The sequence below is a fragment of the Leptotrichia shahii genome (genome assembly GCF_008327825.1).
In the GTDB taxonomy this organism is placed as follows: domain Bacteria; phylum Fusobacteriota; class Fusobacteriia; order Fusobacteriales; family Leptotrichiaceae; genus Leptotrichia; species Leptotrichia shahii.
In genome coordinates this window covers 1090568-1107517 of the sequence record NZ_AP019827.1, presented here as the reverse complement: position 1 = coordinate 1107517, position 16950 = coordinate 1090568, and the positions used below count along the sequence as shown (strand labels likewise).

The 16950-nt window shown below is 27.2% G+C and carries 21 protein-coding genes; 19 read left to right on the top strand and 2 right to left on the bottom strand.

Features of this window, described 5'->3' with window-relative positions:
- Window positions 1-11 precede the first annotated feature (11 nt).
- The 15 genes from dusA to F1564_RS05130 all read left to right on the top strand — a co-directional run bounded on the left by dusA (window position 12) and on the right by F1564_RS05130 (window position 10494).
- Window positions 12-1007: a tRNA dihydrouridine(20/20a) synthase DusA gene (dusA, locus tag F1564_RS05190; RefSeq protein WP_018449981.1), complete on the top strand. Its 996-nt coding sequence runs from the start codon at window positions 12-14 to the stop codon at window positions 1005-1007.
- A 301-nt stretch (window positions 1008-1308) separates the two neighbouring features.
- Window positions 1309-2070 carry a formate/nitrite transporter family protein gene (locus F1564_RS05185; RefSeq protein WP_018449982.1) on the top strand — a complete coding sequence of 254 codons (762 nt, stop codon included), beginning with the start codon at window positions 1309-1311 and terminating at the stop codon, window positions 2068-2070.
- Window positions 2071-2139: 69 nt separating this feature from the next.
- The gene (gene asrA / locus F1564_RS05180; protein WP_026231198.1) at window positions 2140-3204 is read left to right on the top strand and encodes an anaerobic sulfite reductase subunit AsrA; all 1065 of its coding nucleotides are present in this window, start codon (window positions 2140-2142) and stop codon (window positions 3202-3204) included.
- On the top strand, window positions 3201-4073 hold the full coding sequence (gene asrB, locus F1564_RS05175) for an anaerobic sulfite reductase subunit AsrB (RefSeq protein ID WP_018449984.1): 873 nt from the start codon (window positions 3201-3203) through the stop codon (window positions 4071-4073). Before asrA ends, asrB begins: the two co-directional genes overlap by 4 nt.
- A 42-nt stretch (window positions 4074-4115) precedes the next feature.
- On the top strand, window positions 4116-5093 hold the full coding sequence (gene asrC, locus F1564_RS05170; protein ID WP_018449985.1) for a sulfite reductase subunit C: 978 nt from the start codon (window positions 4116-4118) through the stop codon (window positions 5091-5093).
- Between the two features lie 30 nt (window positions 5094-5123).
- A complete protein-coding gene (locus F1564_RS10180; RefSeq protein WP_018449986.1) occupies window positions 5124-5270 on the top strand; it encodes a hypothetical protein in 147 nt (48 codons plus the stop codon).
- Window positions 5271-5461: 191 nt separating this feature from the next.
- On the top strand, window positions 5462-5875 hold the full coding sequence (locus tag F1564_RS05165) for a hypothetical protein (protein ID WP_232053350.1): 414 nt from the start codon (window positions 5462-5464) through the stop codon (window positions 5873-5875).
- 258 nt (window positions 5876-6133) lie between these two features.
- Window positions 6134-6409 carry a hypothetical protein gene (locus tag F1564_RS05160; RefSeq protein WP_149201909.1) on the top strand — a complete coding sequence of 92 codons (276 nt, stop codon included), beginning with the start codon at window positions 6134-6136 and terminating at the stop codon, window positions 6407-6409.
- Window positions 6410-6495: 86 nt separating this feature from the next.
- On the top strand, window positions 6496-6711 hold the full coding sequence (locus F1564_RS05155) for a hypothetical protein (RefSeq protein WP_018449990.1): 216 nt from the start codon (window positions 6496-6498) through the stop codon (window positions 6709-6711).
- Between the two features lie 15 nt (window positions 6712-6726).
- Window positions 6727-6870, top strand: coding sequence for a hypothetical protein (locus F1564_RS10115; protein ID WP_018449991.1), 144 nt, complete (start codon window positions 6727-6729; stop codon window positions 6868-6870).
- Between the two features lie 5 nt (window positions 6871-6875).
- Entirely contained in the window at window positions 6876-7433 is a 558-nt protein-coding gene (locus F1564_RS05150; protein ID WP_018449992.1) for a hypothetical protein, read from the top strand.
- Entirely contained in the window at window positions 7430-8011 is a 582-nt protein-coding gene (locus tag F1564_RS05145; protein ID WP_018449993.1) for a DUF4291 domain-containing protein, read from the top strand. Before F1564_RS05150 ends, F1564_RS05145 begins: the two co-directional genes overlap by 4 nt.
- Before the next feature lie 161 nt (window positions 8012-8172).
- Window positions 8173-9504 (top strand): FAD-dependent oxidoreductase, encoded by a 1332-nt coding sequence (locus F1564_RS05140; RefSeq protein ID WP_018449994.1) that lies wholly within the window; start codon window positions 8173-8175, stop codon window positions 9502-9504.
- Between the two features lie 26 nt (window positions 9505-9530).
- Window positions 9531-9926, top strand: a complete 396-nt coding sequence (locus tag F1564_RS05135; protein WP_018449995.1) for an OsmC family protein — start codon at window positions 9531-9533, stop codon at window positions 9924-9926.
- Between the two features lie 25 nt (window positions 9927-9951).
- Window positions 9952-10494, top strand: a complete 543-nt coding sequence (locus tag F1564_RS05130; RefSeq protein WP_018449996.1) for a hypothetical protein — start codon at window positions 9952-9954, stop codon at window positions 10492-10494.
- 90 nt (window positions 10495-10584) lie between these two features.
- Here F1564_RS05130 and F1564_RS05125 read toward each other — a convergent pair whose 3' ends face one another.
- A complete protein-coding gene (locus F1564_RS05125; RefSeq protein WP_018449997.1) occupies window positions 10585-10953 on the bottom strand; it encodes a pheromone cAD1 o protein in 369 nt (122 codons plus the stop codon).
- A 93-nt stretch (window positions 10954-11046) separates the two neighbouring features.
- On the bottom strand, window positions 11047-11949 hold the full coding sequence (locus F1564_RS05120) for a toxin-antitoxin system YwqK family antitoxin (protein WP_018449998.1): 903 nt from the start codon (window positions 11947-11949) through the stop codon (window positions 11047-11049).
- Between the two features lie 181 nt (window positions 11950-12130).
- On the opposite strand from F1564_RS05120, the gene F1564_RS05115 reads away from it, so the two are divergent.
- From F1564_RS05115 to F1564_RS05100, 4 genes are all read left to right on the top strand, one after another.
- Window positions 12131-13021, top strand: coding sequence for a hypothetical protein (locus F1564_RS05115; protein WP_018449999.1), 891 nt, complete (start codon window positions 12131-12133; stop codon window positions 13019-13021).
- Between the two features lie 74 nt (window positions 13022-13095).
- On the top strand, window positions 13096-14016 hold the full coding sequence (locus tag F1564_RS05110) for a hypothetical protein (protein WP_018450000.1): 921 nt from the start codon (window positions 13096-13098) through the stop codon (window positions 14014-14016).
- A gap of 298 nt (window positions 14017-14314) precedes the next feature.
- Window positions 14315-16303, top strand: a complete 1989-nt coding sequence (locus tag F1564_RS05105) for a tetratricopeptide repeat protein (protein WP_018450001.1) — start codon at window positions 14315-14317, stop codon at window positions 16301-16303.
- Window positions 16304-16306: 3 nt separating this feature from the next.
- The gene (locus F1564_RS05100; protein WP_018450002.1) at window positions 16307-16942 is read left to right on the top strand and encodes a hypothetical protein; all 636 of its coding nucleotides are present in this window, start codon (window positions 16307-16309) and stop codon (window positions 16940-16942) included.
- Window positions 16943-16950: the final 8 nt, after the last annotated feature.

Below are 16950 nucleotides of genomic sequence, written 5' to 3'. Positions count from 1 at the left end.
AAAATAAAATTATGAAAGGAAATGCAGTGGAAAATAAGATAAGTATAGCTCCAATGGTTGACAGGACAGATAGAAATTTTAGAAATTTTGTGAGAATGATAAACAAAGATGTTTTATTGTATACAGAAATGATAACGGCACAGGCAATTCTTAATGGAGATTTGGATTATATTTTGGGATTTGATGAAGTGGAACATCCAATTGTGTTGCAAATTGCAGCAACTAATCCAAAAGAGGCTTATCAGGCTGTAAAAATTGCTGAAAGATATGCTTATGATGAAATTAATCTGAATGTTGGATGTCCATCAGATAGAGTTTCAGGAAATATGATGGGAGCTTATCTTATGGCATTTCCAAAAGAAGTGGCAAATATTGTAAAAGCAATGAAAGATGCAACAAATAAGCCAATTTCTATAAAACATAGAATTGGAATTGATGGAAAGAATGTATTACCTGATACTTTTGAACAAACATTGCTTGATAAATATGAAGATATGATGAATTTTATTCATATTACTGAAAAAGCTGGAGTAAATAAATATATTATTCACGCACGAATAGCGATATTGGCTGGACTTGATCCAAAACAAAATAGAAGTATTCCACCACTTAGATATGATGAGGTTTATCGTGTGAAAAAAGAAAATCCTAATTTGCATATAGAAATTAATGGTGGAATAAAAACAATCGAGGAAATTGATGAGCATTTAAAATATGTGGATTCTGTAATGTTAGGTCGTGAAATTTATGACAATCCTATGATTTTGACTGAATTTGGAAAATATTATGGAAGTGAAGGGGAAATAAATATTACACGTAAAGAAATCATTGAAAAAATGATTCATTATGTTGAAAATATGGAAAAGAAAAATCTTCGTCCACATCTATTTTTAATGCACACTCATGGATTGTTTCATAATGTACGTGGTAGCAAGGCTTGGAAAAGAGCAATTAATGAGACAAATGCAAATTCTGGAACATTAAGAAAATTGTTAAAAGAAATGTAAAATTTTAGATAGCAAAAAGTCTTAATAGATTTAGATAAATTTAAATTATTTGATCGTTGTTGTAAAAGGCAGCGATTTTATTTTTATTTATATGAATCAATAATTAGAAAATCAAAATATTCTAAATACAAATATAAAAAAAATATTTTTTTTGTGGACTTTTTATTATAATTATGTAATAATTTAATGAAAACAAATTATGAATTTTTTCACAAATAAATTTAATTTAAAAAAGAAACTTTTATAAAGACAAAAAAATTAGAAAGGAGATGTGATAAGCTATCTTATCACGATATGAAAAATGAGAAATAATCAAACTTTGGAACAAGTGTCAAATGCAGCAGAAAGTAAAGTTCAGTTGCTAAAAAATTCTAAGGGGAAATATTTTTTATCGTCATTTATGGCTGGGATGTTTATTGGATTGGGGATTTTATTGACATTTACGGTTGGTGGAGTTAGCAGTGGATTGCCAACTAATAAAATTCTTATGGGAGTTAGTTTTGGGATAGCACTTAGTCTTGTAGTTGTGTTTGGAACGGAGCTTTTTACGGGAAATAATATGGTTGGAGTAACAGGGATGCTAAATAAGGCAATAACTTTTAAAGATATGATCTTTATGTGGATAGCAGCTTATTTGGGAAATGTTGTTGGATCAGTTGTACTTGCAATTATATATGTGTTTTCAAATTCTGCTTCAAAGCCTGTTGTAAATTTTATTGTGAAAGTTTCAAAGGCTAAAGTTGCAGCTTTACCGCAAGAATTGTTTTTTAAAGGTATTCTGTGTAACATTTTAGTATGTCTTGCCGTTCTAGCTGGGATAAAGTTAAAAGAGGAAACTGCTAAACTGATAATGGTTTTTTGGTGTCTTTTTGCATTTATCACTGCTGGATTTGAGCATAGTGTAGCTAATATGACGCTTTTAATGATGGGAATTATGTATAAGGGAATTACTTTGAATGGATATTTCTATAATTTGCTATTTGTAACATTAGGAAATATTGTTGGCGGAGGCTTTATTGGATATGTCTGTTACTATTTGGGAAAAAAAGAAATAAAAAAATAAAGAATTGAAATAATTGGATAATATAACAAGGAGCTTAATTCCTTGTTTATGAAAAATTTAGGAGGAGTAATGAAAATTAGTTTAAATCGTGAAAATTTTAATTCAGCACTTGAAAAGCTGAAGAGGGAGTATAAAATATATGCCCCAATTGAAATACCATTTCGTGGGACATTTTCAGATACTTCTGTAATTAGATATTCTGAAATTGATAAGATTGAAGAGATATGTTTTGATAAAAAATCTCATTTTTCAGCAAAGGAAGTAATGCTGCCAATAACACAGACAATGTTTTATTTTACAGAAGATGGATGTACAATGCCTAAAGAACAAGATAGAAAATATCTTATATTTCTTAGAAGCTGTGATTTGCATTCTGTGAAAAGAGTCGATGAAGTTTATTTAAATAATAAATTTTTGGATATTTACTATAAAAGAGTAAGAGATAAAGTAAAATTTGTAGTATTTGGATGTCCAAATTCGTTTGAAAACTGTTTTTGTGTGGATATGAAAACTAATAAGACTGATGAATATAATATTGGGATAAAAGTTACAGATAATAAAATATTTGTCGATATAAGAGATGACGAATTAAAGGCATATTTTGATGAAGTTATTTCTGAAAATAAAGAAAATAATAAAATAAATGAAAATGTAGAATTTGAAATGGAATTTGTGGAAGATAATGAAATTCATGTAGATATTCCGGATAACATTGAGCTTTCCGATATTATAAATTTAGATTTATGGCGTGAATATGATAGCCGTTGCATAGCTTGTGGAAAATGTAATTTCGTTTGTCCAACTTGTACTTGTACGACGACACAAGATGTATTTTACAGCGAGAATGACAATAATGGAGAACGAAGAAGAGTGTGGGCTTCATGCCATGTAAATGGATTTACTGATATGGCTGGCGGTCATTCATTTAGACAAAGACATGGAGATAGAATGAGATTTAAAGTTATGCATAAAATTTCTGACTTTAAAAAGAGATTTGGTTATCAAATGTGTACGGGATGTGGACGATGTGATGATGCTTGTCCTGAATATATTTCATTTTCAAATTGTATAAATAAACTAAGTGCGGAATTAAAAAGAATTTCAGCTGAAAAAAGAGGTGAAAAGTCAGAATGAATACTAATATATTAAATACAATAAATATGGATGAACAGGATATTATGAATATGAATGTATATTTACCGACTGTTCACAAACTTTTATTTATTGAGAAGGTTACAGAACTAGAATGGCTATTTCGTGTAGAATATAAAGAAGGAAACGTAAATGCTGGACAGTTTATGCAAGTTTCGCTACCAGGAGTTGGAGAATCTCCTATTTCTGTTGCAAATTTTGACTTGGAAGAAGGATATCTTGATTTTTTGATTAGAAAAGTTGGGAAGGTTACAGATAAAATTTTTGAATTAAAGGCAGGAGATAGAGTTTTTTTAAGAGGTCCTTATGGAAATGGATTTCCGATTGAGGAATATAAAAATAAACATATTGTGATGGTTATTGGTGGGAGTGGAATTGCACCAGTTCGTCCGATTATTGAATATTTTATAAAATATCCTAAAGAAATGAAGTCTTTTAAAATAATTGTAGGTTATAAAAATTATGAAAGCGTGATTTTTGAAGAAGAGTTTTCTCGTTGGAGAGAAAATATTGAGATTTTAGTCACTTTGGATAATGCTGAAAGTGCGAGAAATTTAGGAAAAACTGAAAAAGAGTTTCACGAAGGAATGGTGACTAAATATATCCCAGATTTGAAAATTGAAAATATGGATGAAACTGAATTTATCGTAGTGGGACCGCCAATAATGATGCATTTTGCCTGTCTTGAAATTTTGAAATTAAATGTGCCAGTTGAAAAAATATGGGTTTCATTTGAAAGAAAAATGTCGTGTGCAGTTGGGAAATGCGGACATTGTAAAATTGATGAAACGTATATCTGCTTAGAAGGACCTGTATTTAAGTATGATAAAGCACAAAAATTGTTGGATTAAAAAAATTTTTAGAAATTTGAATTTAAGAAAGAAGGCAATAAAATGAGTATGGATTTAAATAGAAAAGTTGTTACAAAAAATGCATATAGAGTGACAAAAGACAGATCAAAAACTGCACTTCGTGTAAGAGTCCCAGGCGGAGCAGTTACAGCGGAAATAATGGGCTTAGTTGCAGACATAGCAAATACTTACGGAGACGGAAATGTGCATATTACAACTCGTCAAGGATTTGAAGTTTTGGGAATCAATTGGAAGGACATTGAAAAAGTTAACAAAATGGTTCAGCCAATTATGGAAAAATTGGATATTAATTACAAGGATAAAGATAAGGGATATGCGGCTGCAGGGACAAGAAATGTGGCAGCTTGTATTGGAAACAAAGTTTGTCCAAAAGGAGCTTACAACACAACTGAACTTGCAAAAAAAATAGAAAAAGCGATTTTTCCAAATGATTTTCACTTCAAAGTAGCTCTAACTGGCTGTCCAAATGATTGTCAAAAAGTAAGAATGCACGATTTTGGAATAATCGGAATGGCAAAGCCTGAACTAGATGAATCAAGATGTGTTTCGTGTGGAATGTGTGAAAGAAAATGTAAAAAATTGTCAACAGGAGCAATTTCATATAAAAATTACAAACCAGTGAGAGATCATCAAAGATGCATTGGCTGTGGTGAATGTGTTTTAAACTGTCCGACAGGTGCATGGACAAGATCACCTAAAAAATATTATAAACTTACGATAATGGGAAGAACTGGAAAGCAGAATCCAAGACTTGCTGAAGATTGGCTATTTTGGGCAGATGAAGAGTCAATAATAAAAATTATGAAAAATACCTATGAATATGTTGACAAATATATTGATAGAAGCCTCCCAAAAGAGCATATCGGTTATATTGTTGACAGAACTGGATTTGAAGAATTTAAGAAATGGGCTTTAAAAGGGGTAAATTTACCTGAAGAAACCGTTATGGTAAATAATATTTATTGGGGAAATGGTATAAAATATCAAGGAATATTATAAAATATTTTAAATACGAAAGAAGTGATTTGAATGTCTTGGATGGATAAATATAAAAAATTAAAAAATGATTTTAACAAAAAAGATTATCATGGTGAAGATCCTAGTGAAGTTAATGAGTATGACGAATATGACGAGTATGAAGAACATCAGGATAAGGATGATTGTGATAAAGATTAACCTATAAAAAATAATAAATTTGAACTGTACTTAGTATTTTAAATAATAAAAAGTACAGTTTTTTTATTTAGATTTAAATATTGAAAAATTTCATATATTAATTTATAATAATTTTATGTTAAAATATTAGAATAAAAATAGAAATTATTTATGATGGACTGAAAAATTTTTAGAATATAAGGGTGATTGCAATGGAAAGTTTTTGGAAAAAAGAAGAAAATAGTACAGAAATACAAAACATTAGAATTTTAAACAATGAAAAAGTAGAAAAAAGTAAACTATTTTTATTAGAAATTGAAGATGAAATTAATTTGAAAATAGAAATTGAAAATATGGTATATTTTTCAAAAAGTGATAATATCTTTGATTCTGTTGTAGAATTACGAAAAAAATTAGAATTAAAAAACATTTATTTACTTTGTAATGCTTCGGTTATTAATGTTTATCCTTCTGGAATGCAAAAAGAATTTGGAGGGACAAAGGCGTATAAATTACAAATGGGAAAACAAGCAACTTTATCTGATGTAGTAGATATTTTTGATTACGATAGTGAATTAAAAATTGGCAGTGTTAAGGAACAAGAAGAATTTTTGAAAGTTGGATAGAAAGTTTGAGAAAATAAAATGAAAAAATATTGTATTATTATTAATTATATTAGTTATATTTCTTTATTTTAATAATTCAAGAGAAGTAAAAAGAAGGATTTTACTCAGTTTCATTTTTTATTCTGACAATAAAGAAAAGATTTTTCAAGTTGAAAATATTGAAATTGATTATTTAGTTGAAAATATTGAAATTGATTATTTTAAAAATATTATTATAAAGTTAAAAAATATACAATAAAATGGAATTAAAAAATAATAGTGTATTATAAAGATAAAAAAATTGGTGAAATTATTGTAAATGAAAGATTAGGAATTGATAGTTTAAAAGATGCCAAATATATTGATGTTGATAAAAAAGAATTTATTTATTCAATAGATAAAGAAATAACTCACATTTTAGGTTCAAAAAACGAAAAATATAAAATTACCACATCTATCTATATGGAAAAAGGATTTGATTTAGAGTTTGTAATAGAAAATGAAGGTAAAACAGCTACAATAAAAAAAGAAATTTCAGTTGCTTATAATAAATAATAATTAACATTTTTTATTACATATATGAAATTTATTATAGAACAATAAGTCAAGAGCATTATGATATATTAAGAAGTACAGGAAGAATGCCTGAAGGATATAAGAGCAAAACCTATATTTCTCCTTCATTATCCTATGTTCAAAAATATGATTATGGAGGTGTAACATTAGAATTTAAACTTAATCCAGGAACAACGAATGAATTAATGAATATAGGGGTTAAAAGTAAAAAACAAATAAGCGGCATAATGGTGAATCCTGATTATAATTATTCAAAATTGCCAAATGATTTTAAAGGTTAGGGAAGTAATCATGCAATGTTTAAATTGGAAATAACAATTCAAAAAAAACCTATAATAAAAGATCCCTATAATGTAAATATAGGATTAGGAAGAGAAAGCGGAAAAGCATTGAATATCTTTAGTGATAATATTATAGATTATAAAGTAATAGGAGAATAGTAATTATGAATAAATATCTTGATGAAATTATATTATTATCAAAATGGTATAATAAAGAATTGACTGATGATGAGTTCTTAGAAAAATTTAAATTGGAAAAAATTAGGTATAGAAGAGAAGTTCCTGAAATTGCAAAAGAAAAATTAAAAGAAGCTTGTACATTAAAAAATGCGGATATGATGATGTATTATTCTCATTTAGTTTTTTGTTTCGTTTTTTCATCAAAAATAGATTTTGATGAAGTTGAAGACAGTATTGAGGAAATGATAACAGGAGATTGGCACTATGACCATGAAAATATAGCAGGTGCATTTGAAGATATAGCATCACCAAAAACAATAGAATGGGTATATTATTTAGCGTTGGCACATCAATTTGAAGGATATGAAGGAGGACTTGCAATGGCTAGAAAATGTATTCATGCACTAGGGAAAATAAATACTCCTAAATCAAAAGAAAAATTGGAACTTTTGGCTAATAATTTAAATGAAACTGAAGAATTAAGAGAATCAGCAAAACGAGAATTAAACAGACATAATTTTGCAAATAAAGATGTTGAATGAAAGGATTAATTATGAAAAAAGAAGAAGAAAGAAATATTTATGCTGTATTTGATGATAAAACAATAAGAGTTTATCAGGCATATAACAATGAAATAGCAGACGAGGCTTTAAAATTAGGAAAGTTTGGAAGTAAATTCAGCTTTACAAGAATGACCTGGATAAAGCCATCATTTTTATGGATGATGTACAGAAGTGGCTGGGCTACTAAGCAAGGACAGGAAAGAATACTGGCAATTGACTTGAAAAGGGAAGGATTTGATGAAATAGTGAAAAATGCTGTACTTTCATCTTTTAGAGAAGTTTCTGATTTATCTAAGGAGGAATGGAAAGAAAAATTGGAAAATTCAGAAGTAAGATGTCAATGGGATCCTGATAGGGATATTTACGGCAATCCAATAGAAAGAAGAGCGATACAGCTAGGTATAAAAGGAGAAACGGTAAAAAAATATATAAATGACTGGATTGTAAATATAACGGATATAACAGATAAAGTTATTGAAATGAGAAATAGTATTCAAAATGGAACTTTTTCAGAATCTATGCTTCCTCAAGAGAAAAAATATATTTTGAATGATTAGATTTTAAAATATTATTTAAATATAAATTTGTAAAAATTACAAAAAACTATTGATTTTTTTCTAAAATATAGTATAATTAAATAGATTGAGAAAAAAATAATTTGACATACTAATTGTTATTATTTAAATAATAATATTTTGATAGAAAAGGAGAAATAGATATGAAAGTTGTAGTAATTGGATGTACGCATGCTGGGACGGCGGCAATTTTGAATTTGAGAAAGATGAATCCTGAAGCGGAGGTAACTGTATTTGAAAGGAATGATAATATTTCATTTCTTTCTTGTGGGATTGCCTTATATGTTGGAGGAGTAGTGAAGGATCCTAAAGGGTTGTTTTATTCTTCTCCTGAAAAATTAAAGGAATTGAATGTTGATACGAAGATGAAACATGAAGTTAAAAATGTTGATATTGAAGGTAAGAAAATCCATGTTGTAAATCTTGAAAATGGGAATGAATTTGATGAAACTTTTGATAAATTGATTATTACATCAGGCTCTTGGCCAATTATTCCGCCAATTGAAGGAATTGATCTGAATAATATTTTGCTTTGTAAAAATTATAATCATTCAAATGAAATCATTGAAAGGGCAAAAAATTCTCAAAAGATTGTTGTTGTTGGTGCTGGGTATATTGGAGTGGAACTGGTGGAAGCATTTAGGGATAATGGGAAAGAAGTTGTCCTAGTAGATGCTGAAGAAAGAATTTTAAGTAAATATTTTGATAAGGAATTTACAGATGTTGCTGAAGAATCATTTAAACAAAGAGGAATTATGCTTGCAACTGGGGAAAAGGTTTTAAAATTTGAAGGAAATAATGGAAATGTGACAAAAGTAATTACTGATAAAAATGAATATGAAGCTGATATGGTAATTATGTGTGTTGGATTCCTGCCAAGTACCTCATTATTTAAAGGACAGCTGGAAATGTTGCCAAATGGAGCAATTAAAGTTGATGAGTATATGAGAACAAGCAATAAGGATGTTATGGCGGCGGGAGATTGCTGTTCGGTATTTTATAATCCTTTACAAAAGAAAGTATATATTCCGCTTGCGACAAATGCCGTGAGAATGGGAACGTTGGCAGGTATAAATTTATTTGAAAATAAAATTAGACATATTGGGACACAAGGGACTTCTGGAATAAAAATTTATGAAAATAATATGGCGGCAACTGGATTAACAGAAGAAAGTGCAAAAGAAGAAGGAATAGAAGTGGAAAGCGTAATTGCTATCGACAACTACCGACCTGAATTTATGCCAACTTATGAAAAAGTAACATTAAAAGTAATTTATGATAAAAACAGAAGAGTAATTTTAGGGGCACAATTAACTTCTAAGATTGATTTGACACAATCAATTAATACATTGTCAGTATGTATTCAAAATAAAATGACAATAGAAGAATTGGCATTTGTTGACTTTTTCTTCCAGCCTCATTATAATAAACCTTGGAATTTCTTAAATTTAGCAGGATTGAATGCTTTAAAATAGAATTTGAGATAATTAGGAGATAAAAAATGGATAAAATAATAGTAAAATATGACAAAAATTTCAGAATGAAAATCAAAAATAACAGAAATAGCGAGATTATTTTGACAGATCGTAATGGTGAAATGCTTTCTCCATCGGAACTTCTCGCTGCATCTGTAGCTTCATGTGCTATGACAGTTTTATCAATAAAATTGGAATCTAATAACCAGAATTTTCAAAATTGCTATGCAGAAGTTGGGAAAAAAGTCGATTTAACAACTTTTAAAGTTACAGAAATCAATATTGCATTTCATCTGAAAAAGGAATATAGTCAGGAAGTAAGAGAAAAAGCTGAAAAATCAGTAGAAGAAATGTGTGTAGTTGGCAGAAGTTTAAGTAAAGATGTGAAACAAAACTATTCATTTATTTATGATGTGGAATAGTTAAAACTGCATTTAGGTGAGAAAAATGATATACGATATATTAGATTTTTTAGAAGAGCTATTTTGGAAAGTGAGAGCTTACTATAGGAAAAGAAAAAGTATAGTTATAAGTATTTTTATTTTTATAATTTCAATTTATGCAGGAAGTTTGATTTTCTTTCTGAAAGATGAGAGAATTAGACTTGTAAAAGAGAATCGAAAATATGATTTCTGGTATGTTCAGGATTTTGATTTCAAAAGGAAACTTTATGTAATGAATTATGGATTTTCACTTAATGATACAGTTAGGCTGTATCATTTTAACTTTAAAAGACATTTAATTGGATGGAAATGGAAGATAGGCAGTAAAGATGTATTTTATGTTTTTATATTGCCATATAATAGAAAACAGATTTATTTTCCAGAAAGACAGATATTGTATTTGAAAAAAGTTGATTATTCAAAAGAATTTGAAAAAGAAGCTATAGATTATAAAAATATTGGAAAACTTTTTGAAGTAAAATTAGTGGAAGATGAAAAAGATAGAAAAATACGGAAATTTTTAAAATTTTTAGAAGAAAATAATTAAGAAAAAAAGGAGCAATCTCACAGATTAACTACGAGAGGACTCCTTTTTTGTTTCTTAACTTTCTTTAAAATCAAAAATTTAATTGTCTAACTACATTTGAAAATCTCCAGTTTCGCCATTATTGGCTTTATCTATCAAAAAGTTTGACATTTCTTTAAATTCTGATACTGCTTTTGCATCTTTTCCTGTTACAGAATTTACATTTTGTGAGCTTATAAGGCTTCTTGAAATTTCAAGAGCTATATCTCTGAATGAATTCTGGCTCATTGAAAATAATTCACCATTTTGGTTTTTTCTATCATATTGAGCACCGATTATTTTCCCGTCACTAACTGTTAATTTAACAAATGAATTCCAATTTCCATCGTATCTTTTTTCAACAGAATAAATACCATTTTTTAACGCTGAAAATCCTAAAACATTTAATAAAAACATTAAAATGAATAAAAACTTTTTCATATTTAACACCACCTTCTAAAGAAAAAACTTTTCTTTTTTAAATTCTCCTTCTAATATATTATACACTATTTTTCATTAAATTCAAAATTAATTTTAATAAAATCCTTGTGTATCTGTTACATAACCATCTTTATTATAAAAAGTCCAATTTCCGTAAGCTTTGTAATTTCTTAAAGTTCCTTGAACTTTAACTTTTCCATTGTCATAATATTGAGTAAAATTACCGTTTCCATTTACTAATTTCATTTCACGTTCTTTTGAACCATTTCTTGAATAGCCTAAAATATCGGTAATTATACCATTTTGATAATTTTCAGTCAGTTTTTTTGTACCATTTTCATAGTTCCAAGTCCATTGTCCATTTCTGTAATTACGAGAATAGTTTCCGTCTGAACGAACAACTCCATTAGAATAATATGACTTAGCTTCTCCATTTAATTGTCCATTTGAATAAGTATTTTCATTTGTTACAACTCCGTTTGAAATTTTAACTTCTTTTCCATTTTTGATATTATTTGCATATTCAAGCAATGAAGTTAGACGTCCAAATTCATCAAAATCATAACTTTCACCATTTAACATTCCATTTTTGTAATTTCTTATAGTTTTAGAATTACCATTTCCGTAAAAGTCAATATCTTCACCTTCTCTTATACCATTTGTATAATTTACAACTTTCTGCAAGTCACCATTTTGAAAATATAAGAACATAGGCCCATTTAATGTACCATTTTGATAATTTCTAACAGCCTGAGCATTTCCAGCTTTGTCAAATTCAACATAAACTCCAGTAAATGGCTGTCCAGTTTCTTTTACTGTGGCAAAATTTTCAGCAATTGCAACATTGTTAACTGTACTATAGTATGAAGTTAATGCACGTGAAGATTGAGCTGAATATTCGCTGCTTCTTTTGGCGGAAACTCTTGGAATAGCAGCTGATGACAAGATACTTATAGATAAACATGAAAATAAGACTATTATTGATTTTTTTAACATAATAATTTTTCCTCCTTTTTTAAATATTAATTTCATTATACCAATAGTTAATTATATTTATCTTAGAAAAATATGATTATAAAAAAATTTCTAAAAATAAATAAAGTATGCTATAATTTTAATGCTTGTTAAATACATTGCGATTTTAAAAATAAAAATAACAAAGGAGAGGAGAGATTTAATGGATTTGGATTTACATAATTTAAGAAATAATATGAGAAGCAGATATTTTTCAATGTGGGAATACTTGAATAATGGATTTGAAGTTTTTAAAATTTTCGTAAAAAATCATTCTTTACTAGTTTTTTCACATTTTGTATTTTCAACTATTATGGTACTTTTTATTACATTTCCGTTTACAGAACAGGTAATAAAAATGTATGAATTTACAAAAAAAGTAAACAATGAAAAGATGCAAGAAAATATGAATGAATATACTTCCCTTTTATCCAGCCTATTTTCTATGCTTTTGCTATATGTTTTAATTTCACTAATTATTCAGTTTGTAGCAGTAATTATAAGGAAAAAGGCAGGTCTAGAAATTGAGGCGGAAGAAAAAGTTGAAACAGAAGAAGAAAAAATAAAAAAAGGTAATTTTAAATTTGGGGAAATTATACTTAAATTCATAAAAATGATGGCAGTATATTTAATTATTGGTTTGGCTCTAATGATGCTTATTGCCATATTTTCATTAATTTTAGATAGTTCTTCTGTACTATTCATAATATTTGTCATATATCTTGCACTATTTTTTAATGTTTTATATTTTCAACAAGTATATTATTTAAGAGATGTTAATTTAGCAGAAGCATTTAAATATAATTTATATTTAAGCAAGGGAAAAAGATTAAGAATATTGCTACCAGTAATAACGATTGCACTAATTGCTTTTTTTATTAATTATGCCTTAGGTCATTTTGTTGGAATAGTGATTGAAAATTTACAAATGCTAGGAATCGTTACATCAGTAACTGGTGGAATTGTTAAGACTTTTTCGACTTTGTATACGATAATATCTGAAAATCTTGTATATTTTAATGTAGAATACATGGATTTGAAGAAATTAAAATAAAAAAAAGTAAAAAATATAAAAATTAAGATTGAATAATAGTAATATTTATTATAAAATAAAAAGGAGATAAGATTATGAATTTTGAAAATTTACAAAAAGATCTGTTTGAAAGAAAACTTAAATTAGAAGAATATTTTTCAAAAACATTTAAACTTTTAAAAGTATTTCTAAAAGAAAATAAATTATGGTTTATTTTACTTACAGCTGGAAATACTTGGATATTTTTTTCCAGTATATTGCAGCAGCAGATTGCAATAGACATAAGAATTGCAGAAAACGTTGGAAATAATAGAGAGATTCTTGGAGGACTCTTTTTAAATCTTTTAATAATTTTTAGTATTTTCATAGTATCACTTGTATTAGGTTTGTTGAGGGTAATAATTTATACAAAAGCAGGCTATAGAATTGAAGGAAGGGAAAAGGAATATCGTTTTGAAAATGCCTTTGTTAAATATTTAAAATATATTGGACTGTATCTGATATTTGTAGTTGCAATTATGATTATAGTAATGGCCTTAGTATTGCTGACGATTATTCTTGCTATCGCTACTAGAGAAATTGATTCGGTTTTTGTCGAATATATTATAATTGCAATACCATTAATAGTTTATATTGCAATCATACTTTTATTTGTATTGAATATTCTTTACTTTTTTCAAATATTTTATATTAGAAATATGAAAATATGGGATTCATTCAAATATAATTTAGAATTATCTAAAAAAAATAGACTTAGAATAATTGTTCCTGTGATTATCATTGCCTTAGTAAATCTTGTATTTATACTACCTTTTTCTTTTCAAATATTTAATTTTTTACCATCTTTAATCACATTTTTAATTTCTATTATATGTGGTTTCTTTTCAGGAATTTTTGGAATTGCTGATATACTAATGAAAGTAATAGTGTTCTTAAATGTGGAATACGATTATTTAAAAAAGCAAGATGAAAAAAAGAACGAAAATAGTAGTGATAATTTGGAATTGGAGTTATAATTAAAATATAAAAAGTGAACGATTTAAGTGGAATTTTTAATAGTTCCACTTTTTTTAGTGTGTAAAAATTTCTGTGAAAACCTCTATTTTAAATTTTAAATATTTTATTTTGATTACGTTGTGTTTTCAAATTATTTATGATAAAATAATGATGTATTATTTAAAAAATTGTGCTATACTATTTATAGTATAAAAATAATATAGCGGCTATGCTTTAAAGTTAAGTTTTCAAATTTTGAAATTTAAAAACAGAAACAAAGAAAGAATCGCTGTAAAATTATATTAGATAGGAGGATATATGGGGATTTTTGATTTTTTTAAATCTTCCGAAAAGAAAGATAAGGAAAAGGAAAAAGAAATAGTCAATAATGAGGATAATAATAATAAAAATATTCAAATTAGAAGAAAAATCTACGATATTACAAATAATGAATCAGAAATGATGGAGAGCGGAAATTATTCTGATGACTTTAAAGATATTTCCTATTATGATGATTTTGGAAAAGAATTTAAGATGCCCAAAAAGGACTGGCTTGATAAAAAACTATATCCATCTATAAGGAAAAACTGGAATAATATGGATGGACTATATCCAATAATTCAAGATTCCTTTTCAAAAGGAATCTATACAGAAGTAAAGGAAGCTGTGTTAAGATTCTATGCATCTGATGAAAATTTTGAAAGAAAGTTAATTTTGCTTGGAACTTACCATACGAAAACAGGGGCTTATCAGAATGCACTTGAGCTATATGAAAAAAATTTGAATATTGACAACATTACAGAGGGACTTTGCATAGCTTATGCAGAAGTTTTGGAACTTTGTGGAAAGGCTCCGGAAGCTGAGAGAAAATATTATGATGCACTCGAAATTAATCCAAATTCAGCAACGGCATTTAAAAAATACTTTGATATTGTTAAACGAAGAAATATTAAGGAATATGAAAGTAAACTTGAAAAATTATCTGAAATAAATGGAAATTGGCGTGCCAAAATGATGAGAGCTATAGTTTTCTTTAAAAAAGGTGATAAAGAAAGCGGAAATTATTTTTTAATAAATGCTATGAAAGAATCTGGATATAATTCTGAAGTAATGTATATTGCCTCAAGCATTTATATTCTCAATGAATTATATGATGAATTTAGACAATATGTTTTAGCATATTATAATCCTGAAAAACATAATGCCTATACTGCTTTAAATGTTCTTAAATATTATAAAGTAAGAAATCTCTATAAAGAAGGACTTGAGTTATGTAAATTTACATCAAAATTTCCTTGGATTGAACACTATAAGAAATTTATGTATTATGAAGATTATTTTTGGAAAATGAAAGTGAATTCTGAAAGTGGACATAATAATGAAAATGTTAATGTTGCAAATAGATTTTTTTCAACAAATAAACCAATATGGTATTATGAATTTAATCATCCAGAATTTATGTTGAATCAAAAAAGACGTGTAAAGCCAAATGTTCTTATATTAACATTTACTTCAATAGGAGAAAAATCAGAGTTAGCTGAAAATCTAGCAGTTTCATTGCCGCTGCATTTAAATGAAAACTTACATTATAAGACAAATTTGAATTATCAATTGGCAATAGCTTATAATAAAGAAAGTTTATTTGTATCTAAAAAACGCTATAGTATAGATTATATGAAACTTATAAGACAGCAAAACAACAATTTGAATTTTGTTCTTGCAGGAAATATTTTAAAAATGCCAAATGTAGAAAAATATGAAATTGAAATTTATCTTTATGATACGTTTAATGAGCAAAAGTCAACTTTAGTTAATAAAATTTATGATGAAAATAATGTATACAGTGTTCAAAATGATTTATTAAAAGCTGTAAGTACTTTTTTTGAAAGAGATTTTTCCATAAAATATGAGAGAAACTTAAATAATTTAGTTTTATTCTCGCCTAAATTAAAATTTTTGATACAAAGTAAAAATCATAAGGAACATCAGTCATGGAGATATAAAAAACTTCTCTCGGATCAGATTGATGTAGTGCTTGAAGATAGAAATAATGATCTAAAAAAAATAAATCTTTTAGCACTTCTATGTGAAATAAAGCAGACAAATAGCCAGCTTTTGAAATTCCAAAAACCTCTTATTTATAGCATGAATATTCACGGCATATTTGAAACCCAAACGTTAAAAATACTTGCACCAATTATATTTAAAATATATGATGATGACGTTAATTTTCAAGCAAACATAGAGGCTCTAAATATTACAGATTCAAATTATTTGAGCTGGATAAATAAATTTTCGGGGGAATAAGTTATGCTTTTTTATAAAAAAATAACAGCAATAGCAGCATCTATTTTTTACATATTTGTAAATTGTGCTTTTTATAATTCAATTTTTCATGAATATACAAATGATAAACTTTTTCAAATGACAACATGTTTTGGAATTATAGAGGTATTTTTTTGGATTACATTATTTTTTTCAATATTTCAACTTGAAGATAAAAGTGTGAAAAAAATTGATAAAACAAGGGAAGAAAGGGAAAAAGAGGCTCAAAGAGATATGAGAGATTTAGTAATCTGCTTTTTTATATTTATGGCAAGTCTAATTTGTGTAGATATTTCCCGTGTGATTCTAACAAGTTCACCTTATATAAATGATATAGCTTCAACTGTAGGTTCATATACTGTATTTATCGGTGGTACAAGAATTTTATTTATCTTTTCAGCAATAATATTTATTTTTATCACAGCAAGCAGAAGAAATGCTTTATTGATTGTTATCTCAGCAATAAATATAATAGTTTCTGTAATGATATGGCTAGACTTTGATGCAAATATTACTGCAATTATGAGAATTATTATTGCAATATTAGCAATCATTTATTATTTAAAAAATGATATTATAAAATTTGACAAAAGGAACAGGATAAGCAATAGAAAAAATTAGTAATTAAA